Here is a 25,046-nt window from a genome sequence, read left to right as displayed (position 1 = left end):
AACAGGAAGTTTTCATGCTGGACGTATTGTACCTGGCCCATGATGTGGCGGACCCGGCGATCAGGCGCAGGACCATGACGCTTGAAGCAGGCGGCGCCAAGGTGACCGTCGCGGGTTTCCGGCGCGGCGCGGACACACCAGCCGCAACCGGCGTCATCGAACTTGGCATCACCAGGGACGGGAAGTTTGCCCAGCGGGTCGCCGCGGTGGGCAAGGCCGCGGTGGTCCTTGCCGGCAAGCTCCGCGGGATGGGCAGGCCCGGCATCATTATCGCCCGCAATCTCGAAATGCTTGCGCTTGCAAACAGGGCGAATGCGATTTTCGGCGGCAACATTCCGATCGTCTACGAATGCCTGGACATTCACCGCCTCCTGCTGCGCAAGGACTTCGCCGGCCGCTCACTACGCGCGGCCGAGCAGTATCTCGGGCGCAATGTCAGCCTGCTGGTAACCAGCTCGCCGGCCTTCATCGAGAATTACTTCCGGCCGATTTCGCAACTGAAAGCCCCGACGCTGCTTCTGGAAAACAAGGTCATCGATCTGGGTGACGGCGCGGCAGAAAAACCTCCCCTGCCCCGGCCGCCGGAGCCCGGCGCTCCTTGGAAAATCGGCTGGTTCGGAGCCTTGCGCTGCCAGAAATCCCTGAAACTTCTGGCGGAATTCTCCCGCGCCATGAACGGAAGGTTCGAGATCGTGCTGCGCGGCCGGCCGGCCTATTCCGAATTCGACGATTTCGATGGCTTCGTGAAAGACGAACCCTTCATGACGTTTCACGGCTCCTACAAGAACCCCGAGGATCTCGCCGCCATCTACCATGAGGTCCATTTCTCCTGGGGTATCGACTTCTTCGAGGAAGGTCTGAATTCCAGCTGGCTGTTGCCAAACCGGCTCTATGAGGGATGCCGGCATGGTGCGGTCCCGATCGCCATGCGCGGCACCGAGACGGCCCGTTTCCTCTCGGCAAAACACATCGGCCTGCTGCTGGATCGTGCCGAAAGCGCCGCGCTTGCCCACCTCCTGGCAGACATGACGCCAGCGCGGTACCTCATGGAATTTGACCGCGTTGCCGGCACCGGCTCCGGGAGTTGGGTTTTCGACAAGGCTGACTGCCAGCGGCTCGTCAGCCGGCTCTCTGCCCTGCGCGCCAACGACGCCCATCCCGCATTGATGCAAGAGCCTTCCCAAACGCAAAGCAATAAGGGTGGACTGCTATGAATGCCCACGATCTGAACCATGGCCGTAGCCTGATCGTTATTCCCTGCCTCAACGAGGCCAAGTACATCGAAGCTCTGATCGCCAAGCTCGCAGGTGCCATGCAGGACCTCGGTGCCGATCTTGTCGTGGTCGATGGCGGCAGCACCGACGGCACGCGCGACATCGTCCAGCGGATCACCAGCGTCAATCCCAAGGTCAAGCTGCTCGACAACCCGAAAAAAATCCAAAGCGCCGCCGTCAACCTCGCGGTCGCGACGCTGGGTGCGAACTACGACTACATGATCCGCATCGATGCGCACGGCGAATATCCGGCGGATTATTGCCTGCGCCTGATGGAAGACGCCATCGCGACCGGCGCCGATTCCGTGGTGGTCGCCATGAAGACCGTCGGCATCAGCACGTTCCAGAAAGCCACCGCCTTCGCGCAGAACTCCAAGCTCGGCAATGGCGGCTCGAAGCACCGCACAGGGGCGGTCGGTCACTGGGCGGATCACGGGCATCATGCGCTGATGCGGATTTCAGCCTTTCAGGCCGTCGGTGGGTACGACGAAATGTTCAGCCATAATGAGGACGCGGAATTCGACTACCGCCTGCACAAGGCTGGATATCGAATCTGGATGACCGACAAGACGAGCATGATCTACTATCCGCGCAGCACGGCCGGGACGCTGTTCCGCCAGTATTTCGGCTACGGCCGCGGCCGAGCCAAGAACTTTCTCAAGCATCGCGCCATGCCGAGCATCCGTCAGATGCTGCCGCTTGCTGTCGTGCCGGTCGCCGCCGGCGCCCTGCTTGCCGTGATCAATTGGGCCGCTGCCGTTCCCTTCGTACTTTGGGCCGTCGCTTGCCTTGGCTATGGCGCCTGGATGGCGCTGGGTCAGAAAAACCCCTATGGGCCGCTCGCTGCCGTTTCCGCCATGGTGATGCATTTCGCCTGGTCGGCCGGCTTCTGGCGTGAGCTTCTCGACATCCGCAACAGACGGATCGCCTGATGACAATACAGATGGACCGGAAAGAGCCCCCCACCCGCATCGATATCGGTGTATGCACCTATCGGCGGGCGGAGCTTGAGCAGACGCTGCGATCGCTGGCTGCGATCGCCGTTCCCGAGGGTGCGGAAATCCGCATCATCGTGGCTGACAATGACGACGTCCCAAGCGCGCAAGGGCGGGTGAACGCCTTGCGCGCCGTGGTTCCGCACGAAATCGTCTATGTGCATTGCCCATCCTCCAACATCTCGATTGCCCGCAATGCCTGCCTCGACAATGCCGCTGGCGATTTCCTTGCCTTCATTGACGACGATGAGACGGCCAGCGAAGACTGGATCATCCGGCTGATGGAAACGGCGGAAGCAACCGAGGCGGATGTCGTCCTCGGCCCCGTGCAGGCCATTTACGGCGAGGACGCGCCGCGCTGGATGCGCCGGGGCGATTTCCATTCGACCTTTCCGGTCTGGGTCGGCGACCGGATCATCACCGGTTACACCTGTAACGCACTCCTGCGTCTCGCAGCGCCGTCCCTCGCGGGACGGCGCTTCAGCCTCGCGCTCGGCCGCAGCGGCGGAGAGGATACGGAGTTCTTCACGCAGATGCACCGGATGGGCGGCAAGATCGCCTATGCGCCGGCCGCCTGGGTTCAGGAGCCGGTGCCGGCCAAGCGGGCGGCCTTTTCGTGGCTCGCCAAGCGGAAATTCCGCTTCGGCCAGACGCATGGCCGCCTGATCGAGGCGAGATCCGGACTGGCGGGCAAGTCCCGCCAATTGGCCCTTGCCGCAGCCAAGAGCGGTTACTGTGCGCTCACCGGCGCGATCTTCCTCTTCTCTCCGGTTAGCCGGAACCAATATATCCTGCGCGCCTCGCTGCATGCCGGCGTCGTCACCGGGCTCCTCGGCGTGCGGGAAATCGAGCAATACGGCGTCGCGGAGGTCAGCTCGTCCTGATGGAACATCATCCTCAAGCGTCATTCATTCTGGCTGCGTTCAAGTCGCGCGATACGATCGAACGTGCCATCGACAGCGCGCTGGCCCAAACCGGCGTCAGCGTCGAAGTCATCGTCATCGATGATTGCTCTCCGGACGACACGGCCGAGATTGTCAATGCCTATATCGATCCGCGTGTCCGGCTGATCCGGCTCGAGAAGAACCGCGGGCCCGGCGGCGCCCGCAATGCAGGGCTTGTGGCCGCGCGCGGAGACTGGATCGTCATCCTCGATTCCGACGACGCAATTTCCCCCGGCCGCACGGCGCGGATGATCGCGCGGGCAAAGCGTGCCGACGCCCAGATCGTCGTCGACAATCTCGATGTCATTACGCTCGACGGGGAAACGAAAAGGATGTTTGAGGAGGCAGAGCTTTCCAAACTGGAAACGCTGACGCTTCCGGCCTTCATCGGATCGAACGTGCTGTTTCAGTCGGAGCACAATTATGGCTACATGAAGCCGATCTTCGAGCGCCGCTTCCTGGAAGAGCACGCCTTGCGCTTCGACGAGACCTTGCCGATCGGCGAGGATTATCTGCTCTTGGCGTCAGCGCTTGCCAAGGGCGGCCGCTGCGCCGTCGAGCCGAGCGCCGGCTATACCTATTACATCAGAACCGGCTCCATCTCCCGGGTGCTGAAACTGCACCAGGTCGACGCGATGCTGGCTGCCGATGCCGAATTTCTGAAAACCCATCGGTTGGACGAGGCATCGATGGCCGCCCAGACGCGGCGTCACCGCAGCATCGAAGACGCTCGGTCGTTCATCATCCTGGTCGATCAGATCAAGGCCCGGTCCCTTACCGGCGCGGTGAGAACCGCGTGGGGGAATCCGGCAGCCATTCGCCATCTGCGCATGCCGATCGCCGTCAGATTGCGGCGCCTGATGGCGCCGCTCAATGCAATTCGCCGCTTCGGCATGTCGCCGAAGACGATGAGTAGAACCACCCCGGGCAACACCCCGCACAAAAGCAAAGGATAGTTCTATGGCTCCTGTCAAATCCGTTCGCAAAGCCGTTATTCCCGTAGCCGGGAACGGCACGCGGTTTCTGCCTGCAACCAAGGCCATGCCGAAGGAAATGCTGACCATCGTCGACCGGCCCGTTGTGCAATATGCGGTCGAGGAGGCGATGCAGGCAGGCATCGAGCATATTGTTTTCGTGACGGGTCGCAACAAGCAGGCGATCGAGGATCACTTTGACGATGTGCCCGAGCTGATTTCATCGCTGACGCGATCGGGCAAGGATGCCCAGATTTCCGAACTCGCGCGCATGCTGCCTACCGCGGGCTCGGTCAGCTTCACACGCCAGCAGGCGCCGCTTGGTCTTGGCCATGCGGTGTGGTGCGCCCGCGACCTGATCGGCGACGAACCGTTCGCGCTGCTTCTGCCCGACATGATCTCCTATGGCGCACGCGGTTGTATGGCCGGCCTGATGGACCTCTACAACGACGTCGGCGGCAACGTCGTCGCCGTCGAGGAATGCGCGCCCGAGGAAACCTCGAAATACGGCATCGTCGGCATGGGCGCAAAGACCCGGCATGGTTTCGAAGTCACGCAGATGGTCGAAAAGCCGCGTGTGTCCGAGGCGCCGTCGACCTACTATCTGAATGGCCGTTACATCCTTCAGCCGGAAATCTTCTCCATCCTCGCCCACCAACAGCGCGGCGCCGGCAACGAGATCCAGCTGACCGACGGCATGCTGCGTCTTTCGGTCACCCAGCCCTTCCACGCCCATCCTTACGAAGGCCGGACTTTCGATTGCGGCTCCAAGCAGGGCTTCATCGAGGCCAACGTCGCCTTTGCGCTGGCGCGTGCCGACATCGGCAATCTCGTGTTCGAATCCGTTCGCGAGATGGTGCTGTCGCACCAACAGGCAATTCAGGCGGCATAAAAAAGCGATTATTTTCCGGCGCTTAGCGCCGATGAAGAATCTGGTCTCACCCCTGACGTGATTTAGGGGTGAGATATGAATTCGAAAAGCATCCGGAGACAAAGCGGCTCATGAACCAAAGACCCCTACCGTTGAACACTGTTCCATCGCTGCGAAGCGATGATGCCGACTCGTTCATCGATTTGAACCGGCTGACCGCGATTGCGGCACGGCGGTCAAGGGTCGTGGCCGTTTGCGTTGTCGTGTGCTTTCTGCTCGGGGCGCTCTACCTCCTGACGGCGACACCAGTCTACACGTCGCAGACGCAGATCCTGCTCGACGACAACCTGTCCAAATATGCGGAAGAAGCGCCTTCGCCGCAGAGCACGCAGCAGGCCGACACGCAGATCTCCAGCGCCGTCGAAATTCTGAAATCGGGCGAACTTGCCCTGCGCGTCTCCGATGCGGAGAAGCTTTGGGAAAACGAAACCATTCTCAACCCGCCGCAATCGCTGATGTCGATGCTGAAATCGACGATCAGATCCGTCGTCGGCATCTTCGACGGCACGCCCGAGATTTCCGAAGCCGCGGTGCGCAACAGCAAACGCGAGACCGCTGCCGCCTATATCCAGCAGGCAATAACGGTCGAGCGGGTGGCCCGAAGCTCGGTCGTCGCGCTTTCCTTTAAATCGACCGACCCGCAGCTCGCGGCAAGAATCACCAGGGCTTATGCGAACGCTTATCTGACCGATCAGCTGAACGCCAACTTCGATGCCACGGAACGCGCCTCAGTCTGGCTGCAGGAGCGTCTCACCGACCTTCGCCAGCGCGCCCAGGCAGCCTCGCTGGAAGCGGAAAAATTCAAGACCGAACATGGCCTGACCTCGGCACGGGGTGAATTGATGTCGGAACAGCAGCTTTCCGACCTCAACAGCCAGCTGATCGTCGCGCAGGCAGATACCGCAAGCGCGTCTGCCCGCTACAATCAGTTCAAGTCGATTGTCGATCAGGGTCCCGACAATGCCGTCAACAATGCAACGATTTCTTCCAAGGAGACCGACAATACGGTCATTCAGGATTTGCGGACCCGCTATCTGGCCGTCTCCAAGCGCGAGCAGGCCGTTACCCAGAACTTCGGAGCCGATCATCCTCAGGCCGTAAGCCTCCGGACCGAAAAGGCGGGGCTTGCCGGCCAGATCTTCCGGGAACTGGAGCAGATTACCGCAAGCTACCGTAACGAATTCGAAGTGGCGAAGTCCCGCGAGGCGTCGCTGCGCCAAAGCATCGAAGGTGTCGTCGGCAACAACTCGGAAGCCAACAGGTCGCTGGTCAACCTGCGCGAACTGGAACAGCGGGCGACGGCACTCAAGACGCTTTATGAATCCTATCTCGGCCGCTACGAGGAAGCCGCGCAGCAGCGTTCCTTCCCCATCGCCAAAGCCCGCATCATCTCGGAAGCCGGCGTTCCCACGGCGCCGTCCAGCCCGAAGAAAACGATGGTTCTTGCTCTTTCCATCGTCCTTGGCTTCATGATCGGTGCGGCAATTGCTGGCGTCCAGGAATTCCGCGAGCGTTTTTTCCGCCTGGAGGAAGAAGTCCGCTCAATCCTCGGGCACAAGTCTCTCGGTTATCTGCCGCTGATCGGGAAGAAGACCACGAGCCTTTGGGACAAGACGCGCAGCCGCCTTGCCAAGGAGGACGTCGCCAAACCCGAGCCGGAAACCGAGATTCCCCTGACACGCATGACCCGGATTGCCGTCGAAACCCCGCGCTCGGCCTTTGCCGAAACGCTGCGTAACGCCAAACTTGCCAGCGACGTCATGCTGCAGGGCCGACCGAACCGGGTGATCGGCATTGTCTCGGCCTTGCCGGGCGAAGGGAAATCGACGATTGCCGCGAACTTTGCCGGACTGCTTGCAGCCAGCGGCAAACGGACGCTGCTGATCGACGCGGACCTCAGGAACCCGGCAATCAGCCGGATGATTTCCCCGGCGCCGAAGACAGGTCTGCTGGAAGCCGTGCTTGGCGAGAGCGAGTGGACGGCAGGTCTTCGGGTCGATCCGCAGACGCGGCTGGCGATCCTGCCGATTGCACCGCGCGAACAACTTTATCACACCAACGAACTGCTGGCCTCACCGGGCATGGAGGCGCTCATCGCCAATGCCCGCAAGGCCTTCGACTATATCATCGTCGATCTCGCGCCCCTGGCACCGGTTATCGACGCCAAGGCTTTTTCGCCCTTTGCCGACGGCTTTCTGATGGTCATTGAATGGGGCAAGACCCCCTCCCGGCTGGTCAGGGACGTGCTGCAATCCGATCCGCCGTTCAACGCCAAGATCCTCGGCGTGATGCTGAACAAGACCGATATGGATGAGCTCGGCAAATACAGCGATTTCGGTGCGGCCGAAAAATATCGCAAGAGCTACGAGAAATATTACATCGAACAGCCGCTAAAGCCGGCCCGGTGATCTCTACGGCCAAAGTCGGGTTTCTACAACATCTGTCTCCTTCAGGCTCGATCGAGCCTGAAGATGGCAACCAGTCGGCGATAGGTTTGGGGCGCGGGGAATAACCGCACAGCAGGCCGGCAAGCCAGCGCCGCGCGGTCTTCGACTTGACTGGGCCTAAGCCAGATCGTCAAGCGTGTAGGCGCGAATGTAGTCGATCTTCATCTGAGAACCATCGGCGAGATCCTCGTCGGGCGTGCCGGCCATGCCGCCGACGGCCAGGTTGACGAGCATGTACATCGGCTCGTGCATGTCCGATGGCGTATCGGCCCGCGCAACGGCGACGTCATCGAAGTACCAGACAATCTCGTCTTCCTGCCACAACACGCCGTAGGTGTGAAACCCTTCGGTGCTGGTGACGCTGACAGGGGTCGTGACAGAGGTCTGTTTCCCCGTCTCGTTCGAATGCACGGTGACATGCACCGTATTCGGATCCTGACCGCGCATTTCCACGACATCGAGCTCCGGCGGCCAGGAGCCGTCTTCGGGGAGCAGCCAGAAGGCCGGCCAAGCGCCCTGGTCGTCGGGCATGTCGGCACGAATTTCGAAGTAGCCGTAGGTTTGGGCAAAGGACGCGTGCGTCGTCAGCATGCCGGAAGTGTAGTCATAGCCATTGACCTCGGCACTGATCGAGTCCGGCGTCTCTTTGGCCGTAATCGTCAGAACGCCGTTGTTGATGGAAAAAGGATTGGCGGCTGCGGTCGGCGCATAGAGTGGATTGATGTACCACTGAAGTTCGCCATTTCCAGACAACGTAGCGCCTTTTTCCGGCGCCCACCAGTATTTCGCTTCCCATATACCGGTCGTGCCATCGTAGAGCTGGAGCGTGTTGAAATCGTCGCCAAAGGTCTGGGTGAGAGCGGAGCGATCAAGGCTCAGCTCGAACTGGCCGGCATGGAGATCGCCGATTGCCTTGTTGGCGAAGACCAGGCTTTCCCCGCCCCCGAGATCGAGCCTGAGATTGGCGCCTTCCTGCGTTGTGCGGTCGAGAAGCTGGTCGAAGGACGTGAGCGAGTAGTTCTTCAGCCGGACGATGTCATCCGTGCCGAGATCGGTGATCAGGTCGCTGCCGTTGCCCTTGGTAAAGATGAAGGTGTCGGCACCGGTCCCGCCGGTCAGCACATCATTGCCACCAAGGCCGTCCAGCGTTTGCCGCCCGGATGCGCCCTTGATGATGTTGTCGACCGAATTGCCGAACGCATAGCGGAGATTGCCGGTGACCGTCAGGTTTTCGAAGTTCTCCGGCAAGGTGTAGCTCATCCAGGTACTGATCGTGTCTATGCCCTGGTTGGCAGCCTCCTGAGCACGGTTGATCGACGAATAAAGGTAGTAGATGTCGTCGCCCGTGCCGCCGATCATGGTCACGTTGACGGAGCTGTCACCCCACATGGAATCATTCCCGGCAGTTCCATAGAGGATCGGGCCGGAGCCGGTCGCTGAAAAAAACGCGGTGGAGCTATCGCTGTAGAACAGGGGTTGCCCTAGGGCATTCAGAACGCTTTTGCGCATCGGCTGTCTCCATGGAAGTTGCCCGGGTCCACCAGCCAAGCCTGGTGCACGCGAGCAAGGCTAACATCGCCGCGGCGCAGGAACTATTGCGACGCAGCACATTGAGGCCCAAATCACGCCTATCGGCGGGAAACCACGCATGGGCGTTAACAGCTTGGTAATCAATCCCGTTTTGGATCAGGCGCTCGTTCATGAGACAACGTCCTGTGCCCATTTGGTATGCAGAACGGCCATGACCTGCGTTCGAGAATCGGTGCACCTTCAACGAACATGCGCCTGCAGATAAGGCTGCGAAAACGACGAACGGGGAGCGCTCACCGTGAGTCGCCCGGCTGAAAAATAAAGCAGGAAGGACCCGACTTGGTAAGGGTTCAGAATATCCACTTCGACGAACGCACGCATGAGGAGCAGGACGGCGACGCCGAAAAGCACTGACGATTCCGTTGCCAGCGCTTGCGAAAGCAATCGCTTCAGGTGACCGCAGAGCGTGATCAAAAGGACGGAGCATAACAAAAACAGGCCGACGGCGCCCGTCTCCACCATCGTTTCGATGAAGGTATTGTGAAAGTGGAAGCCGCTGCGGGATCCGATATAGAACTCCTCCCACAGGCGCTCGGCTTCCGAGAAGCCCTGCACCCAATAGGCCTGATAGCCTACCCCGATCAACGGGGATGCGCCGGCTGCCTCGATGCCCTGCTGCCAGAGATAGGTCCGGCCCGTCAGCGTCGAATCCTTGCCGAATATGCCAAGCACGCTGTCCACCGCGCCGCCATAAACGGCACCAACCACGGCGATCACGCCAAGGACGATCACGGCCAGGAAAAACGTCTTGCGCGTTTGCGGCGAAAGCGCCGCCAGCATCTGCAAACCGAGACAAATGCCGATCACGGCGACCGTCGTCAGTGCGGACGTTGCCGATTGGGAGGCATAGAGCGAATAGCAGGCGATGAGCCCGACCCCGGCAGCCGGCGCCAGCCAAAATCCCCGTTCACGAAGCATGAGAAAGGATGCAAAGGCGAAATAGACGCCGAGGGAGGCATAGAAGCCAAGCTGGTTCTTGGAGGCGAAGGCACCGACGAAGCTGAAGGTGCCGTCCAGTGGATCGAAATGATAAACCCCGAACAGCAGCGAAAACATCAGAACGATGCCGATGCCGGTGATCATGCCGAGCGTCAGCGTCCTGATGTCGACGACTCGCATGGCGATCAGGGCGCAAATGACGTGCGAGAGATATTGCAGCCCCGCTCTCGCCGTCACCGCCGGTGCGGCCGACCAGAAAACCGAGAGACAGGCAAACACCGCGAACGCACAGATCCATCCGTATCGGCCAGTGCCGGCAAGGACGCGCCGGTAGTCGACCAGCACCAGTGGCAGCCACAACGCATAATAGAGAAGGATTGAAACCTGGCCGAAAATCGAGGAGTAGGCGAACACGAAAAGGGACAACGCCACCGCTGCGATGGCATAGACCCCGTTCTCACCCGGGCTGACAAGGCTGGCTTTGGCAATTCTCACGATCGATCCTCGAAACCGCGTCCACCTTTATGGCGGCATTTCGGAACAAGCGTAAGGACCGCCTTGTTCCCGTTTCCTGCGGGCCAGTAAGACCCGCTCCCGGGGGCCAGGTCTTCGTCCCATCTGCTCGCACAGCCGTAAGAGACTGCTGTCTGGTCAGATTTCAGAGTGCTCTCCGTATTAGGTTGGCACTGCCGTAGCATAGGGCAGCATCTTGTGCGTCGCAACAAATTCCATATGCAACGCACTTCTTCCGCGTGCCGGTTGATTCCAATTGAGTCCCCTCCGGTGGCTTTTTTTCAGGGTGTGCGACATTGGACAACGCGACAATTTGAAAGATACCCTGCCACCGATATCTGTCATGATTGTGTTTTCCGCGCGATTAAAATGCGCAAAATCAGGGGTTTGACTGCTGCTGACAGCCAAGCCTTGCCGCCGCCCACGGCACCGTGGTTTCCAAAGATCGCGATCCCGCTTGCATCAAAGTCATTTGGACTTATATTGCAGCGCACTCGTTTCTCGCTCCGCCAGGCCGAGTATCCCAATGGCTGCAAGCCACCTTCACGCGCTGAGCTCAGTTCACCGCGAACAACCGAAGGAGTCACTTTATGACCATCTCAACCAACAATGCTGCCGCTCTTGGCAACTCTGGTATGCCGCCCGTTGAAATCGGGGAAGCCGTCAAGCGTTTTCGCGAAGCTTCCGGGTACAGCATCGAAGATCTCGCCGTGACCTGCGGGCTGACGGACGTCGAAATTTCCAGGATCGAGACAGGTGAGGACGTCGACCCCGGCAGGGTGAAGCGCATTGCCGCTGCACTTCAAATGCCTGCCTCAATCCTCGATTCACTTTAGAAAACCGGGGTGTCGCGCCAAAATCGGGCGCGACGCCTGCTTTGATCCGACTGGTGGCCGTCGCGCCGTCGACCGGCTACGATGCCCATACCGCCCGGTTGCAGAGCGCGGATAGCGGCCTCGATACCTTCCCCTACAACGGACACACCACATCGGACTATGGGCAGGTCTGCCCGTCGCCACGCTAAAGGCAGCAACTTCGCCTCACGGATTGCCGAAAGCCTCCTGACAGCGCTCGCCATGGTGTACCTGGTTGCCGCGGATTCGGATGCATTCATGATCTTGCCGTGGCGCTGGCCGACAACCGGAGGAGATCATCCGCTTGAAGCGGAGAATTTCGCAAAACAGGTTTATAGCCCCACTGTTCGACGCCAAAGGCGAAGCTGGTCCCCGACCATCTCGAAATACCAACGCTGCCGATCCGGTGTTTGGAAGAAAAGCTGCAATTTTAGGCACCTTTTCCGCGCCAAGAGCATCTTTTCGGAACATTCGCCCCGCTGCGGCGTTTAAGGGGCAGTTGCCTTCAACGTTTGCTGGCACAGGCTCCATTTCTCGAAAGGATATGAACGCCATGAATCAACGTTTTGACCCCAGTGAAAATCGCAACGTCAATCCGGCGGCATGGCCTGCTGACAAGGCAAACCAGCCCGCAACGGATCCGTTGGCAACCCAGCGTCGACCGGAAGATATTGAACCCCGTTCCAGGCGTTCGAGCTGGCCGATTCTCATCATCGTTCTGGCTGCTTTGGTTCTGGCACTGCTCGTCTGGCTGCCAGCCGAGTTTTCGAGCGACCAGCCGAATGATGCGGCAACCCAACCGTCGACCACGGAACAAACGACCACACCGCCGGCCGACAACAGCGCGACCCCGGGAACAGCAACCCCGGATACGAACGCACCGCCAGACACAACGACGACACCTAACGCTACGCCGGCAACCCCGGATACACAGACACCTGCCACCGGCACCGATACGCAGACCCCTGCGACCGGAACTGCCCCGCAGAACTGATCGCATGAAAATGAAATCATGGCGGAGCCTCATCAGAGGCTCCGCCATTTTCGTGTCTGCTGATGTCCGCTGCGGGGGTTCAAGCCCCTGAAATGAACCAAAGGCGACGCTATCCGTTTGTCCTTGTGATACCATCACAACACGGAGGGAGCGATGAAACGCAAGACGACAAAAACGACGGGGCGCGAGGAAGACTATCGCGACTATGAGGAGCACGACCTCGATGAAGGCTGGCCCTATGCCGATGCTCCACTCGGATCGAACACAAAAATCGGAAACAGCTCCTACGGCCAGGCCGGCACGAACTTCGATGAAGTGGGCAATCCCGGCTTTGAACGCAGCAGCGACACCGTGATCGAAAGCACCGACGGCCCGGATCTCTTGAATGACGATGTCGAGGCGGACGTTGAGAGCGATGCGTTGGAGGAAGCCATCGGCAACGCATTGGCGGACAGCGACATAGACACCTCGGGCATGGACCTGAAAGTCACGCGCGGCATCGCCATTCTGACCGGCGAGGTCGACACCGCGCAGGACCGTCGCCGTATCGAGCGGTTCATCTTCGATACACCCGGTATTTCGAATGTCCGCAACGAGCTGACTTTGCGCTGCGCCGACAGCAATATTCCCAGCGACTGGGACGACTGAGGCACCGAAACCGTCAGAAGGGCTCCTAACAACAGGGATGGCTGACGCCACCTCCCAGCCGATGCGGCTCCGGGAAGGACCACGCTCCCCTAAACAGGCTGCCATCACGGGTCCAAGCGCCGTATCTGGCCGCGATGAAGCGAACCCGGTCTAGATCGGGCATGGACTGCGCCCACAGGTTCGCCGTTGAATGGACTGAGGACGCGTCAATCATGCCAGAAAGCGGTGAGGCCTGTAGGGCTTGATATCGATCACCGTCTTCTCTCCGGTCATTGCTTCCGCAAGCGCGCGGCCGGTGACGGGTCCAAGAGTCATGCCATGATGGGCGTGACCGAAGGCGAACCACAGGCCTTCATGGCGGGGCGCCCTGCCGATGATCGGCATCATGTCGGGCGTGCAGGGGCGGGCGCCCATCCATGGCTCCTCGTCACGGCGTTCGGCGAGCGGGAAGAATTCCCGGGCGACGCGCTCGGCGCGGGTCAACTGCACCGGCGTCTTCGGCGCATCGCGGTGGGCGAATTCGGCACCGGTCGTCAGGCGGATGCCGCGCAACATCGGCGCGAGGAAATAGCCCTTTTCGGCATCGAGTACCCAGTTGTTGAGCTGCGCGCCATCCTCCGTGCCGTAATGCATGTGATAGCCACGCTTGACGGCAAGCGGGAAATGGTAGCCGAGCTTCCTCGTCACCGTGTCGGCCCAGGGGCCGAGCGCCACAACGACTTCCCGGGCTTCCAACGGCCCTTCCGGCGTGGCGACGCGCCACCCGGCGCCTTCGAGAACATGCTCGAGCGTCGCCGCATCGCCGGGGACCAGGCGCCCGCCGAGCGACTGGAAATAGTTGAGGTAGGCCTTGTTGAGGCTGTGCGGATCACGGATCGACCAGGGATCGGTCCAGCGCAGACCGCCGGCGAGATCGACCCTGATCGACGGCTCCATCGTCTTCAGCTCGCTGCTCGACAGCTTGTGATGGTTGACGCCGAAAGCGGAGGAAAGCTTTTCGGCATCCTTGAAGGCGGCGTCACGGGCGGCTTCGGTGCGGAAAACCTTCATCCAGCCGTCTTTGCGGATGAGATCACCGGCGCCAGAGGCATTGATCAGATCTTCGTGCTCGGCGATCGAATTCTCGATCAGCGGCGCGTACATCGAGGCGATGTTCTCATGCTGGGTGAAGCCGGAATTCCACCAGTAGCGAATGAGAAACGGCACGAGCCCTGGCAACGCGCGAAAGTGATAATGCGCGTCGATGGTATTGTTCAGGGCATAACGGAACAACGCACCGAAGTCGTGGGGGAAGCCGTAGGGGAATACGCCTTCGCGCTGGATCAGGCCGGCGTTGCCGTAGGAGGTTTCTTCGCCCGCGCCGCGGCGATCGACAAGCACCACGGACTTGCCCCGTCGTGCAAGATGGATCGCGGTCGACAGCCCGACGATGCCCGCGCCCAGAACTACGACGTCTGTTTTCATGCCCAGTTCCCCATTTTGATTAGTTCTTCAGCCCATGCCCTTTTCGACAAGCCCGCCAGCGACCTTCATGCTGCCTGCGGCTCCGGATTGTGCGCTTGCGATGTTCGATCATGAATAGCCAAGCCAATTGCCTTCGGCAAGCAGGCGGCGGCTCGCGGTACGGCTGAGAAAGACAAGCAAAAGGGAGCGATGCTTGCGCACCACTCCCTTTTCAGCCGCATAACCTGATGAAATCAGGTTCGGCGCATAAAGCCAGCCACCAGCGAGATCACCAGGAAAGCCAGGAACAGGAAGAACAGGACCTGTGCGATGCCAGCAGAAGCGCCCGCAATACCGCCAAATCCTAGAACACCCGCTATAATAGCAACGACGAGGAAAACAAGAGCGTAGTACAGCATCGAAACTCTCCTTGGATTAATCTATCCGCAGCTAAACGCAGAAAAGATTACTTTGTTCCAGGAACGGGCATGCCTCGGCTTCTCGTCGAGATTGAAACTATTGATTAACCATGCTTCGGAAATTTGCTCCGAATTGACACGGATTGGCCATTCGCATCGCGGAACCTTGCCTGCGTAGGGAACGTTGTGAAGGCACGTAGTCCATGCGAGACAATAAAATGACCGTATCCACCTCCCACATCTGGAAATCAGCGGCAGCGACGGTCCGCCAGCCGGGCCAAATGCGTGACAAGAACCTGCACATCGGCGGGACGCTGCGCGATCTGTATGTCGCCCAACAGATGCCGAAGACGGATAAGACTTTTACTGACCTCCTGAACGCGCTTCATACGGCAGAGGAAGCCGCAACGCGGCATCGCCGCAGGTGAAACGAAAAAAAGCGGCTGCAGAGCGCCATCGTTGATCGTCGCGCAGCCCCAAAAAAACGGCGCCGTTTCAGGCGCCGTTTTTGTCAACAGCTTCAATTTGCAGGCGTACTGAGAACAACACCCTGCGGATTGGCCTTGTAAGCCGCCTCGTCATAGGCAACCTGGTTTTCCAGCTGCGCCTTGGTGAAGGGGGAATAGATCGTCATGGCGCCATTCGCGTCGGCCATGACCTGGACGCTCGCCGCACTCATGGCGACCGGCTTCTCGCCGATACCGAGGAAGCCGCCGACATCAATCACGTAGGCCTCGACCTTGCCGTCCTGGCCGAGGATGACGTCGCCGATCTCGCCGACTGTGGTATCGTCAGCAACCTTCACGTCGGTGCCGATCAGTTTGTCGGCGCTGATCAGTGCCGGATCGACGAGTTTCAGTTCCGGAGCAGGATTGGAGGCCGTGGTACCGGGATCGATCTGCGGATTGTCCGGATCGGTCATCTGCGGTGTGGTGCCGGTCGCTGGCTGTGTGGACTGGGCGGTTTCATTCCCGGTCATCGGCGGCGCGGACGACGTCTTGGTGTCCTTGTTCTCGGGAGCCGCCGCCACGACGCCGTCCATGATCGCCGTGCGATCGAATTGCGGTGCGGCCTGCAGTTCCTCCTTGGTCACGGAAACGACGATGATGCGCTGGCCGTCGCGGTCGGACCAGGAGACGCGGTCGAAATTGACCGCCACGTCCTTTTCACCAATACCAAGGAAGCCGCCAACACCGATCACAAGTGCCTCGGCCCCGCCATCGGCGTTGATGACGACGTCGTTGACATCGCCGATCGCTTCGCCCTGTTCGTCGGCGCCGGTGTAAACGGTTTTCCCGAGCACCGAACTCGCCAGAACCTGCTCCGGAGCGGCCGAGAAATACCCGGGCGCGCCCTGGCGGACGGTCTTGGCGGGATCAGCGTTCGTCGCAGCATCCTGTGCAAACGTGCCAGAGGACAGGAACGCGGCGACCGCGGTCGTGGCCAAGAGTGTGCGGATCATTGTTATACTCCTTCATGCAAATGGTCTTGGGAGACTATCGGGCAGGATGCTTGTGATCCTACCGGTGATGGAAACTGTTTGGGAAACGGAGGCCGCAACATCTTGTTGCGAAATCCTGTCGGCTGCCCAACCGCGCAAAGCGGCACCGCCGCGGGGTGCGGGTCTACCTTTTCGTGTATCGGGATACCGATCAGCCAGAGCAGAATGCCCGCATTGGAAAACTCCCAAGCTCGCGGTTGACCTTTACCGGAGGATCACGTTGCGCTGATCCCGTGTTCTTCCAAACAGCTGCCGGCTCTGCTTGCAAAAAACGGCACCCGAACCAGGCCCGGGTGCCGTTTCCGCGCAAAACGCGCGTTCAATGGCGGGAAGACCACTCGTCGATCTGGCGTTCGGCTTCCTCTTTCGCGATGCCGTAACGAACCTGGATGCGACCGGCCAGTTCCTTGCGATGACCAGCGATCACGTCGAGATCGTCGTCGGTCAGTTTGCCCCACTGGGCCTGCGCCTTACCGCGATACTCGTTCCACTTGCCTTCGATCACGTCCCAATTCATGATATTTCTCCTTGGTTGGGTATGGGGAAAACGTTTCGTCGCTTTGAAAGGTTCCGGCCTTGACGACGATCACTTGCTCAGGACAGTGCTGCGGCCGGCCTTTTCCGCGACCATGACCGGCCTTGCCGGATCATCGAAGGTCACCTGAACGTCCAGTTGGCCCGAAGGAGCAATTTTCCAGACGATTGTTGCATCCTCGATGAACAGGGCAGGATCAACTTCCGTGCATTTGCCATGGACGACCTCGTTGGCACCCTTCGCCTCGCTGATTGCAGGCTGCAACAGTTCCCGACATTCGTCGACGGTCTCGAAGCCAATTGCCGGAGCCGGTAATTCCCGGCACTCGACGTTGCCCTGAGTGCAGCCGACAAGCATCATGATCGCTGCGATATGTTCCACCGCCGTGCTCCTTTGCACACTGCCAAGCGTGCGAGACAAACGGGCCCGTGTCGTGAGAAGTTCCGAAAATATCGCGGGGAACCTTTTTGACCGGATCGCGTTTGGAAAATGCGTCAAAGGAATGTCTGACGTGACCTGTCGAGCCGCGGAGACCCGCGATCTACCCGCCCCAGACAGCCAAACCTCAGGACATCGTTGGCGCACATAAAGGAACGTCGGCAATGTTGCGCCCCCCTTCTCCTCATTGGCTTTCCCAGGATCCGGGCATGAAAACCGTGCTCATCCACGGAATGGTGATGGCGCAGACCTTCTGGAGTTGTTTCGCACCGAGCATCGTGCGGGAAGGGTGCGCCGCGGCCTATCCCTTGCCGGGCCACAGCCCTTGGACATTGGACGGTCTTTCCGACGCGCTGAAAACCACGGACATCATCTATGCCTACGCGCGGGCAATCGAACGCGATTTCGGCGGCGAGCCGGTCACCTTGATCGGCCATTCGACCGGTGGGTTCGTCTCGCTGCTGCTCGCTCGCTACCGCCCGGATCTGGTCAGCAATGTCATTCTGATGGGTGCCTTTGCCTGCGGCCGGTTTGTCGGTCAGGAGCGGCTGGCCGCGCGTATTCTCAGGCTGCCGCTGCTGGGCCGCCTGCTTTTCATCCGGCTTTTCACCCGCTGGATCGCCACACGCGAAACGTTTCGCTGGGGATCGCTCGAATGCGTTTTCGACAAGACCGCAGGATGGGAAACGGATGAAACCATCGCAGCCATGGAACAGGTCCGCGAGCACCTCATGAAATCGCAGGCGGACGACATCGTCGCTTTCGTTTCCTGGATGTCGCAGACGTCAATCATCGACGAACTCGCGCTCATCGACGTGCCCGTCCTCAATATCATCGGCGCGCGGGACGCTATCGTTTCGCCATCGCACCAGATCCATCTCTCCGGCCGCCTGCCGCGTGTACAAACCGTCATTCTCGACAGGGTCGGCCACCTGCCGATGGCCGAGGCTCGCGAAAAGGTCGATCAGCTGATCGGTACCTTCCTGCTCTTCGGTCCGCTGACGTCAAGCCGTAAGAGCGACCTTACCAGGTCGGTAACTCCGGAACCTTTCCGGCTGCCCCTTCCGCTCGGATCCTAGTTTACAATCGCGCGTGGAACAAAATTGCGTGACATACGTTTCCGCAAGCAGGTCCCTTTGGCCCAAAGGCCTGAAACGGAAGAGGAAATATTATGCTCGGTACAATACTCCTGATCATCCTCATTCTTTTGCTGATCGGCGCGCTACCGAACTGGGGCTACAGCCGCGGTTGGGGCTACGGCCCTTCGGGAGGCCTCGGGCTGGTCGTCGTCATCATCCTCATTCTCGTGCTAATGGGCCGTATCTGACCGGCGGCCTTGTTTCCCGTGCGATTGTCACGACCCTTGAAAAGGAGCCCAATATGAAAAACATCCTCCTCGCAGTTGCCCTCATCCTTCCCCTTGCAGCCTGTACCCCGACGGAAAGGGGCGCCGGTATAGGCGCGGCATCGGGCGCCGTTATCGGTGGGGTCGCTACCGGCAATGTTCGCGGCGCAGCAGTCGGAGCCGCCGTGGGCGGTGTCGCCGGCGCCTTGATCGGCAACGCCAGTGAGCCTGGTCAATGCTACTATCGCGACCGCTACGGCCGTCGTTACATTGCAGCCTGCTAGTCAGGGCAGTATAGCCTAATGGTGGAGAACGGGCTTCGGCCCGTTTTTCATGGGGTCTAGGCCTCAGCGAGGCGATTTGCCCATTCGCTCGGCCTGATCCAGCTTCTCGAGAAGGTCGAGAAACATGTCGGGAATGGGTTCCTGCTCGACCGCGCTGTAGAGCGCGCGCAGTTTGGAAGCAATCTGGTTGTTGGGGTCCATCATGCCATTAACCCTGCTTCCGGCCCGCCGGCGATTTTCCGGGATGTCACTCATAAAACGTCTCACTCCTGGCACCGTAGTGGCAATCGCCCGACGGTGATGCATCCACGCAAAATTTTGGTACGCTCAAAACCTTGATATATTCCGAATTTTCAGGGGTTTCGCTTCGCCCGGCGCAAAAATCGTCCCGTTTCAAAACTTCCCATAAATCATAAAACATGTTCAAACCAATGCCATGTTGCGACTCGCACGAGGTCGGACACCGGAAATGTCGGAGCCATCATACTGAAGGAAGTCCTAAATGTCACTTTCTACGCGGATCGCAGCCCATCTTCCGTATCTGCGCCGCTTCTCCCGCGCGGTGACCGGCTCGCAGGCTTCGGGCGACGCCTATGTTGCGGCGGTGCTGGAAGCACTGATCGCCGATGTCACGTTGTTTCCGCAGGGGCCCAAGGATCGAGTCAACCTGTTCAAGCTGTTCTGCTCGCTGTTCGAGACAGTTAGCATCGACTTGCCGGATGCCGCTTCACCGTTTAGCTGGGAAAAGCGCGCAGCCGCAAACCTTTCGATGATGCCGCCGGCTGCCCGCAAGGCATTCCTGCTTGTCTCTGTCGAAGGGTTCACACCAGACGAGGCAGCCGAAATCCTTGGCACTACCCTCGACGAAATCGCCGCGCTGTTGCGCGAAGCCTCGGAAGACATCTCCAGACAGGTCGCGACCGAAATCCTCATAATCGAAGATGAACCGCTGATCGCGATGGATATCGAGGATATGGTGACGAGCCTCGGTCACAAGGTCGCCGGCGTGGCAAGAACGTATGGCGAAGCCATCGAGCTTTACGAAAAGACCGCGCCGAAAATGATCCTCGCCGATATCCAGCTTGCCGATGGCAGCTCCGGCATCGACGCGGTCAACGACATTCTGAAGAGCACTGCGGTTCCCGTGATCTTCATTACCGCCTTCCCGGAACGACTGCTGACCGGCACGAAGCCGGAGCCAACCTTTCTTGTTACCAAGCCGTTCAATCCGGAGATGGTCAAGGCGCTCATCAGCCAGGCGCTGTTCTTCGACGAAAACGCTCGCTCGGGCAAGCGATGACGCATCAATCGTGCCTCGCCTTACCTTTGGTCGCGGGCGATCGACTGCCTTATCCTGGAAGCTGCCGTTCCGGCGGGCTGGTCCGCACCTCGTTAAAGATTGTCATGGCGATCAGACAGAGTGGCAGCGCCAGCATGGCGCCGACCGCGCCCCACATCCACGTCCAGAATATGATTGCCAGAAAGATCAGAAACGGGTTGATTTCCAGGCTGCGCCCCAGGATCGCCGGCGTCACCAGATTTTCCATCACCAGATGTAGCATGAAAAAGGCGACGGCCGGCGCAAGCGCCAGCAACAGCGCGTCGTGGGTCATCAGGCCGGCGCAAAGAAGCGCTATCGTCATTGCCGTCACGCCAAGATAGGGAATGAAGCTGGAGACGAAGGCGAACAGTCCCCAGAGCGGCGCGACCGTCAAACCGCCGGCAAAGGCAATCACGGTGGTGATCGTGCCAAGCGCGACGTAAATCAGGCTGGCGGTCGAAAAGTAAAAGCCGATCGCATTTTCCGTGGCGTTCATGATCCGGATCGCTGCAAGGCGACGATCGCGCGTGGCAAAGGCAAGGATGATGGTCTTGCGCAGGTGCGAGCGTCCGACCAGGAAGAGCCCGAGCGCCGCCAGGAAGATAAGGGTCTGGATGAAAGCCGGGGTCACGCCCGCTGCGATGAAGCCGAGCATGGCACCGGCGTTCTCGATGGCAACATCCGTGACCTTCTTTTCGTTGGCGCCATCAATTGCCACTCTCGCCCATTCGAACCGCTGAAGGTAAGGAAGGACACGCTCGATGGTTCGCTCGATAATTCCTGGCGCCTGTCCCGCCAGCGACGTCAGCGGCTCGATCAGTGCATTGATGAGAAAGAAAAGCCCCACGACGAAGACTATCCCCAGCAGGAGCCCGCCCATAACGGGTGGTATCCCGTATCGAGCCAGCCGGTCTGCAGCAAGCCCGAGAACCATGCCGATGACGATGGCAAGAGTGACCGGCATCAGGATTGCTTCCATCATGTAGATGACGGCCGAAGCTGCAATGATGAACGTTCCAACGATGCTCCAGGCGACGACCAGATCGAGCCCGGTTTTTTCTGCCGTTTCCGGGATATCGGCCTCGGCCGCCTGCGCTTCGATTTCGGCCTGCTGCAAATATTGTTGTCGCTTGAAAAGCCCACTTCCCGGCAAGGCGGCGTTCATTTTGCATCTCTCCAAAGATCCAGTGTTCAACCGGACCGACAATCGCCATCATGTGCGGGAAACGCCGGAGCGGTGCCGGCGCCCTCGGCGCTGTAACTCCGGCATCTCCTAACTCATTGTCGCGCCAAAGGTTCCAACGCGCTAATAGACCAAGCGAAAAGGAATGGCGAAGTCATTCGAGTGCCGATGCCAGGTCAGCCAGGCTGTCGGCCAAGGTGCTGGGGATGTTCCCCTGCCACTTCTCGGCGATGGCGAGCTGCCTGCACTGCACGGTCTAAAGCAACACTCAGTTGGTCGAAAAAGTCGGAGGAGACATTCTTGGTCACGCAGTCGTCGGCGCCGCGCTTCAGCGCTTCAACTGCGATACTCTTCTCGCCCGATCCAGTGACGTAGACGACGGGCGGATGATTGGCCTGTTGCACGATCTGCGGGAGAATATCGAGGCCGGTCTCACCCAGCAGATAGTGATCAAGTATGACCACATCGATCCTGCCGGATGCGAGAAGTGCCAGGCCAGACGGGCCATCAAACGCACTGAGAACGGTGAAACCCCGCCGCCCGAGATTTCGGCGCAGCAAAACGCCGAGCGCCTCGTCGTCGTCTATGTAGAGGACCGTCGTCCCGCCGGCCGTGTCGGACGCCTGCTCGGGCATTACGACACCTCCGGCACGGTGACCACCGAGAGAAACATGCCAAGCTGCTGTATGGCATTGACAAATTTGTCGTACTGCATCGGCTTGGCGACATAGGCATTCGCACCCAGATCATAGCATCGGCGGATTTCAGCCGGATCGTCCGTTGTCGTCAGAACGATGACCATCACATGGCGGAGATGCTCGCTTTCCCGCAGCCGCGCAAGAATGTCGATGCCGCTCATGTCCGGCAGGTTGAGATCGAGGAGAATGAGCAGGTGTTTTCCCGCGTGCACCTTGCCGTTGGCATCCGGACCGAGAAGATAGGACAGCGCTTTAAGACCGGTCGTAAAGGGCACCATCGCGTTGGTGACGCCCGCACGGCGGATGTTCTTCTCGATCAGGCGGGCATGGCCCTCGTCGTCCTCAATCATGACGATGACGATCGGCTCCAATCCGTTGCTCATCCCTCCCCCCTGTCTTTGGCAAATCGCAGATTGGCGGCAAAGGAGACGGTGAAGGTCGTGCCCTGGCCCAAAACAGATTGTGCGGCCACATCTCCTCCCAAACGGCGGGCCAACGCGCGAACATGCGCGAGCCCTATGCCTTCGCCCTGCCTGTCCTGCGGACCGGAACGCCGGAAGAGTTCGAAAATCCGCTCCAGATCCCGCTCTGCAATTCCTCTGCCGTTATCGCTGACGTCGATTGTCGCGTGACCTCTGGCGATCTTCCCCGACACGCGGATAATCGCGCTGCGCGACGGATCGGCATATTTTACCGCATTATCCAGAAGGTTGCCAAAGATCTGCTGCAAAGCCAGCCGGTCCGACACAACATACGGTAAACCCTCAGCGATAACGATGCTTGCGCCGATTTCGGCGAGCCTGTGCTGGAGATTGACGGCGGCGTCGGAAACAAGATCGGCAAGGTTGATGGGCTCGGCATTCAACTGTCTGGTTCCGGCGCGCGCCAGTTTCAGTATCTCGTTGATCAGGTCGTCCATGCGCTTCATCGAGGAGCGGATAAAACCCAATGCTTCCGGGATATCGACGTCAACGGCCTCGCGGGCCGCTTTCTCGGAAGGTTCATCGCGCGCTTCAAAAGGCTTTTCCATGTAAGCCGCAAAGACGGAAGCCGCTCGCTCCAGCTCTGCGGTGAACCCCATGATGTTGATCAGCGGTGCCCTGAGGTCGTGACCGACGATGTAGGAATAGCTTTGCAGTTCACGATTGGCCCGCTCCAGGAATTGCGTGCGCTCGCGAATCCTCACCTCCAGCATCTCGTTCTGTTCGGCAAGGGCGCGGCGGGCAGCGTCCAGTTGCCCCGCGTGGACAGCAACGAGACGCATCGCGCCACCGACGAGAACGAGCAACAACGCGGCGCCGCCGGCGATCGAGATCATCAGCCATCTGGTCGCATCGGCAAGTGCTGCGGCCCGCTGGAAGGCGATGTCACCTGTTACGGCCTCGATTCTCGTCATGATCTGGCGAATTTCATCCATCGCACGCTGACCGGCATCGGTCTGAATAACGGCGATGGCATCCCCGTCCCTGCCCGCCGCCTTCATTGCGATGGTGCTCTGCATTTCCGCCAATTTGTCATCGATCAGACGCTTCAGCCGGTCGACGGTGATCGCGCTGATTCCAATCTTCGCCATGTCACCTGTGATGCTCTGGAATTGCACGTGGATGAGGGATTCGGCTCGCTTGAAAGGCGCCAGATACTTTTCTTCACCCGTCAACAGGTATCCGCGCTGGCTGGTCTCCGCATCCTGCACCAGCGTGAGAAGCAAAAGCGCGCGATTGTTCAGCCGGGCTGCCTCGAGGGCCTCTCGAGAGCTCCTCTCGGTCTGCGAGGCAAAACGTAGCGAGACCAGAACCAGGCCGAGCAACAGAAAGGCGCCGGCAAACAGCAGGAGCGGCACCGCTCGGGAAAACGCCGATCGCCCGGTCACCATCCCCTGCCCCGCTGCATGATGGTCACGCTCTCCCTCGTCCGTATCATTCGCCCCCGGAAGTGAGAACGCAATCAAGGCTTAATCTTGCTCAATGCGCGCGCTGCGAGCGTACAGGGCTGGCCGAAAAAGAAAACCATATTGTGGTTGAGGTCCGCCCACCGTCAATACCGTTCCGGCGGAAAAACATGAAGCGTCAGCGAGAACAGGCCAAGGCCCAGCGCTACCACGATCAGGGTATTGGCAATGTCTTCAGACGTTGCGGGCAAGAGACCGAACCCCAGAACCGCACCGACGAACAGGCATAGGCATAGTCTTGGCAACCAGTAAAGCATGACACATTCCCTATGCTCGAACCGCATCCGGAAGAATGCACAAGTTAACGCAACAGGACGCCGATTTGTTCCGCCCACAGAGGCAACGCGTAGGGATCGTTGGGAAGCAGGATTCCAAAAATAAAAGACCGGCGCCCCTGGAGGCGCCGGCTAAAATTCCCAGCGGACCGGCGAGCCGGCCCTAGTACGTCCGCGCCTTAGAGAGCCGCGATAACGATGACCTCGACGAGGTATTCCGGGCTTGCAAGCTTGGCTTCACCGGTCGCGCGCGCCGGGGTGTTGCCCGGCGATGCCCAGGCGTCCCAGACCGCGTTCATCTTCGGGAAATCGACCATGTCGGCCAGCCAGACCGTTGCCGACAGGATGCGGCTCTTGTCGGTGCCTGCGAGCGCCAGCAGACGGTCGACTTCGGCGAGCGCCTGCTTGGTCTGGGTCGCAACGTCGTCGCCGGCATTGCCGACCTGACCGGCGAGATAAACCGTGCCGTTGTGCACGACGGCCTGGCTCATGCGCGGGCCGGTTTCGAAGCGTTTGATGTCCATCTTCATAGTCCTCGTGGTTTGCGGCTGGC

Annotated in this window: 28 protein-coding genes; 14 read left to right on the top strand and 14 right to left on the bottom strand. The window is 59.8% G+C overall.

Translation table 11 applies throughout. The features are described from left to right. Positions 1-14: 14 nt before the first annotated feature. The 6 genes from A3AY_RS0103420 (at position 15) to A3AY_RS0103395 (ending at position 7,526) form a co-directional block, all read left to right on the top strand. Positions 15-1,214 carry a hypothetical protein gene (locus A3AY_RS0103420; RefSeq protein ID WP_018324280.1) on the top strand — a complete coding sequence of 400 codons (1,200 nt, stop codon included), beginning with the start codon at positions 15-17 and terminating at the stop codon, positions 1,212-1,214. Then, complete coding sequence (locus A3AY_RS0103415; protein WP_018324279.1) at positions 1,211-2,206, top strand: glycosyltransferase family 2 protein; 996 nt, start codon at positions 1,211-1,213, stop codon at positions 2,204-2,206. Before A3AY_RS0103420 ends, A3AY_RS0103415 begins: the two co-directional genes overlap by 4 nt. Continuing rightward, a complete protein-coding gene (locus tag A3AY_RS0103410) occupies positions 2,206-3,153 on the top strand; it encodes a glycosyltransferase family 2 protein (RefSeq protein ID WP_018324278.1) in 948 nt (315 codons plus the stop codon). Before A3AY_RS0103415 ends, A3AY_RS0103410 begins: the two co-directional genes overlap by 1 nt. Beyond that, positions 3,153-4,169 carry a glycosyltransferase family 2 protein gene (locus tag A3AY_RS0103405; RefSeq protein WP_018324277.1) on the top strand — a complete coding sequence of 339 codons (1,017 nt, stop codon included), beginning with the start codon at positions 3,153-3,155 and terminating at the stop codon, positions 4,167-4,169. The genes A3AY_RS0103410 and A3AY_RS0103405 overlap by 1 nt, the downstream gene beginning before the upstream one ends. 4 nt (positions 4,170-4,173) lie before the next feature. After that, a complete protein-coding gene (locus A3AY_RS0103400) occupies positions 4,174-5,079 on the top strand; it encodes a UTP--glucose-1-phosphate uridylyltransferase (protein ID WP_018324276.1) in 906 nt (301 codons plus the stop codon). A 110-nt stretch (positions 5,080-5,189) separates the two neighbouring features. Then, the gene (locus A3AY_RS0103395; protein ID WP_026203063.1) at positions 5,190-7,526 is read left to right on the top strand and encodes a polysaccharide biosynthesis tyrosine autokinase; all 2,337 of its coding nucleotides are present in this window, start codon (positions 5,190-5,192) and stop codon (positions 7,524-7,526) included. A 156-nt stretch (positions 7,527-7,682) separates the two neighbouring features. Here A3AY_RS0103395 and eglC read toward each other — a convergent pair whose 3' ends face one another. Both eglC and A3AY_RS0103385 read right to left on the bottom strand, forming a co-directional pair. After that, a complete protein-coding gene (gene eglC, locus A3AY_RS0103390; RefSeq protein WP_018324274.1) occupies positions 7,683-9,074 on the bottom strand; it encodes an endo-1,3-1,4-beta-glycanase EglC in 1,392 nt (463 codons plus the stop codon). 261 nt (positions 9,075-9,335) lie between these two features. After that, the gene (locus A3AY_RS0103385; protein ID WP_018324273.1) at positions 9,336-10,589 is read right to left on the bottom strand and encodes an O-antigen ligase family protein; all 1,254 of its coding nucleotides are present in this window, start codon (positions 10,587-10,589) and stop codon (positions 9,336-9,338) included. Positions 10,590-11,197: 608 nt separating this feature from the next. Between A3AY_RS0103385 and A3AY_RS0103380 the strand changes: the two genes are divergently transcribed. The 3 genes from A3AY_RS0103380 to A3AY_RS0103370 all read left to right on the top strand — a co-directional run bounded on the left by A3AY_RS0103380 (position 11,198) and on the right by A3AY_RS0103370 (position 13,103). Continuing rightward, a complete protein-coding gene (locus A3AY_RS0103380) occupies positions 11,198-11,443 on the top strand; it encodes a helix-turn-helix domain-containing protein (RefSeq protein WP_018324272.1) in 246 nt (81 codons plus the stop codon). Positions 11,444-11,765: 322 nt separating this feature from the next. Continuing rightward, positions 11,766-12,455 carry a hypothetical protein gene (locus A3AY_RS0103375; protein ID WP_154663244.1) on the top strand — a complete coding sequence of 230 codons (690 nt, stop codon included), beginning with the start codon at positions 11,766-11,768 and terminating at the stop codon, positions 12,453-12,455. A gap of 153 nt (positions 12,456-12,608) precedes the next feature. Then, positions 12,609-13,103, top strand: a complete 495-nt coding sequence (locus A3AY_RS0103370) for a BON domain-containing protein (protein WP_018324270.1) — start codon at positions 12,609-12,611, stop codon at positions 13,101-13,103. 210 nt (positions 13,104-13,313) lie between these two features. Here A3AY_RS0103370 and A3AY_RS0103365 read toward each other — a convergent pair whose 3' ends face one another. After that, positions 13,314-14,567 (bottom strand): NAD(P)/FAD-dependent oxidoreductase, encoded by a 1,254-nt coding sequence (locus tag A3AY_RS0103365; RefSeq protein WP_018324269.1) that lies wholly within the window; start codon positions 14,565-14,567, stop codon positions 13,314-13,316. Between the two features lie 233 nt (positions 14,568-14,800). Next, positions 14,801-14,965, bottom strand: coding sequence for a DUF1328 domain-containing protein (locus A3AY_RS37335; RefSeq protein WP_018324267.1), 165 nt, complete (start codon positions 14,963-14,965; stop codon positions 14,801-14,803). 218 nt (positions 14,966-15,183) lie between these two features. Between A3AY_RS37335 and A3AY_RS38895 the strand changes: the two genes are divergently transcribed. After that, positions 15,184-15,393, top strand: coding sequence for a hypothetical protein (locus A3AY_RS38895; RefSeq protein ID WP_154663243.1), 210 nt, complete (start codon positions 15,184-15,186; stop codon positions 15,391-15,393). Between the two features lie 92 nt (positions 15,394-15,485). On the opposite strand, the gene A3AY_RS0103345 is transcribed toward A3AY_RS38895, so the two are convergent. From A3AY_RS0103345 to A3AY_RS34430, 3 genes are all read right to left on the bottom strand, one after another. Further along, entirely contained in the window at positions 15,486-16,427 is a 942-nt protein-coding gene (locus A3AY_RS0103345; protein WP_018324265.1) for a PRC-barrel domain-containing protein, read from the bottom strand. Positions 16,428-16,785: 358 nt separating this feature from the next. Next, positions 16,786-16,983 (bottom strand): CsbD family protein, encoded by a 198-nt coding sequence (locus A3AY_RS0103340; RefSeq protein WP_018324264.1) that lies wholly within the window; start codon positions 16,981-16,983, stop codon positions 16,786-16,788. 69 nt (positions 16,984-17,052) lie between these two features. Beyond that, a complete protein-coding gene (locus tag A3AY_RS34430; protein WP_018324263.1) occupies positions 17,053-17,382 on the bottom strand; it encodes a hypothetical protein in 330 nt (109 codons plus the stop codon). Between the two features lie 266 nt (positions 17,383-17,648). Between A3AY_RS34430 and A3AY_RS0103330 the strand changes: the two genes are divergently transcribed. The 3 genes from A3AY_RS0103330 to A3AY_RS0103320 all read left to right on the top strand — a co-directional run bounded on the left by A3AY_RS0103330 (position 17,649) and on the right by A3AY_RS0103320 (position 19,068). Then, the gene (locus A3AY_RS0103330) at positions 17,649-18,518 is read left to right on the top strand and encodes an alpha/beta fold hydrolase (RefSeq protein WP_018324262.1); all 870 of its coding nucleotides are present in this window, start codon (positions 17,649-17,651) and stop codon (positions 18,516-18,518) included. A 92-nt stretch (positions 18,519-18,610) separates the two neighbouring features. Further along, on the top strand, positions 18,611-18,766 hold the full coding sequence (locus A3AY_RS37330; RefSeq protein WP_018324261.1) for a DUF3309 family protein: 156 nt from the start codon (positions 18,611-18,613) through the stop codon (positions 18,764-18,766). 53 nt (positions 18,767-18,819) lie between these two features. Beyond that, on the top strand, positions 18,820-19,068 hold the full coding sequence (locus tag A3AY_RS0103320) for a YMGG-like glycine zipper-containing protein (RefSeq protein ID WP_018324260.1): 249 nt from the start codon (positions 18,820-18,822) through the stop codon (positions 19,066-19,068). Positions 19,069-19,131: 63 nt separating this feature from the next. Here the strand turns inward: A3AY_RS0103320 and A3AY_RS0103315 are convergent, their stop codons facing one another. Continuing rightward, the gene (locus A3AY_RS0103315) at positions 19,132-19,323 is read right to left on the bottom strand and encodes a NepR family anti-sigma factor (protein ID WP_040668001.1); all 192 of its coding nucleotides are present in this window, start codon (positions 19,321-19,323) and stop codon (positions 19,132-19,134) included. A gap of 247 nt (positions 19,324-19,570) precedes the next feature. On the opposite strand from A3AY_RS0103315, the gene A3AY_RS0103310 reads away from it, so the two are divergent. Further along, complete coding sequence (locus tag A3AY_RS0103310) at positions 19,571-20,368, top strand: response regulator (RefSeq protein WP_018324258.1); 798 nt, start codon at positions 19,571-19,573, stop codon at positions 20,366-20,368. A gap of 49 nt (positions 20,369-20,417) precedes the next feature. On the opposite strand, the gene A3AY_RS0103305 is transcribed toward A3AY_RS0103310, so the two are convergent. The 6 genes from A3AY_RS0103305 to A3AY_RS0103280 all read right to left on the bottom strand — a co-directional run bounded on the left by A3AY_RS0103305 (position 20,418) and on the right by A3AY_RS0103280 (position 25,017). Beyond that, positions 20,418-21,554 carry an AI-2E family transporter gene (locus tag A3AY_RS0103305; RefSeq protein ID WP_018324257.1) on the bottom strand — a complete coding sequence of 379 codons (1,137 nt, stop codon included), beginning with the start codon at positions 21,552-21,554 and terminating at the stop codon, positions 20,418-20,420. A gap of 194 nt (positions 21,555-21,748) precedes the next feature. Next, positions 21,749-22,207: a response regulator gene (locus A3AY_RS34425; protein WP_018324256.1), complete on the bottom strand. Its 459-nt coding sequence runs from the start codon at positions 22,205-22,207 to the stop codon at positions 21,749-21,751. Continuing rightward, complete coding sequence (locus tag A3AY_RS0103295; RefSeq protein WP_018324255.1) at positions 22,207-22,653, bottom strand: response regulator; 447 nt, start codon at positions 22,651-22,653, stop codon at positions 22,207-22,209. The genes A3AY_RS34425 and A3AY_RS0103295 overlap by 1 nt, the downstream gene beginning before the upstream one ends. After that, complete coding sequence (locus tag A3AY_RS0103290; RefSeq protein ID WP_154663242.1) at positions 22,650-24,218, bottom strand: sensor histidine kinase; 1,569 nt, start codon at positions 24,216-24,218, stop codon at positions 22,650-22,652. The genes A3AY_RS0103295 and A3AY_RS0103290 overlap by 4 nt, the downstream gene beginning before the upstream one ends. 86 nt (positions 24,219-24,304) lie before the next feature. Then, entirely contained in the window at positions 24,305-24,475 is a 171-nt protein-coding gene (locus tag A3AY_RS39590; protein ID WP_085994998.1) for a hypothetical protein, read from the bottom strand. 197 nt (positions 24,476-24,672) lie between these two features. Continuing rightward, positions 24,673-25,017: a RidA family protein gene (locus tag A3AY_RS0103280; RefSeq protein ID WP_026203060.1), complete on the bottom strand. Its 345-nt coding sequence runs from the start codon at positions 25,015-25,017 to the stop codon at positions 24,673-24,675. Positions 25,018-25,046 lie beyond the last annotated feature (29 nt).

This window comes from Rhizobium giardinii bv. giardinii H152 (genome assembly GCF_000379605.1).
Lineage (GTDB): Bacteria > Pseudomonadota > Alphaproteobacteria > Rhizobiales > Rhizobiaceae > Pararhizobium > Pararhizobium giardinii.
The sequence above is the reverse complement of the archived record's forward strand: the minus strand, read 5'-3'. Positions and strand labels throughout refer to the sequence as shown.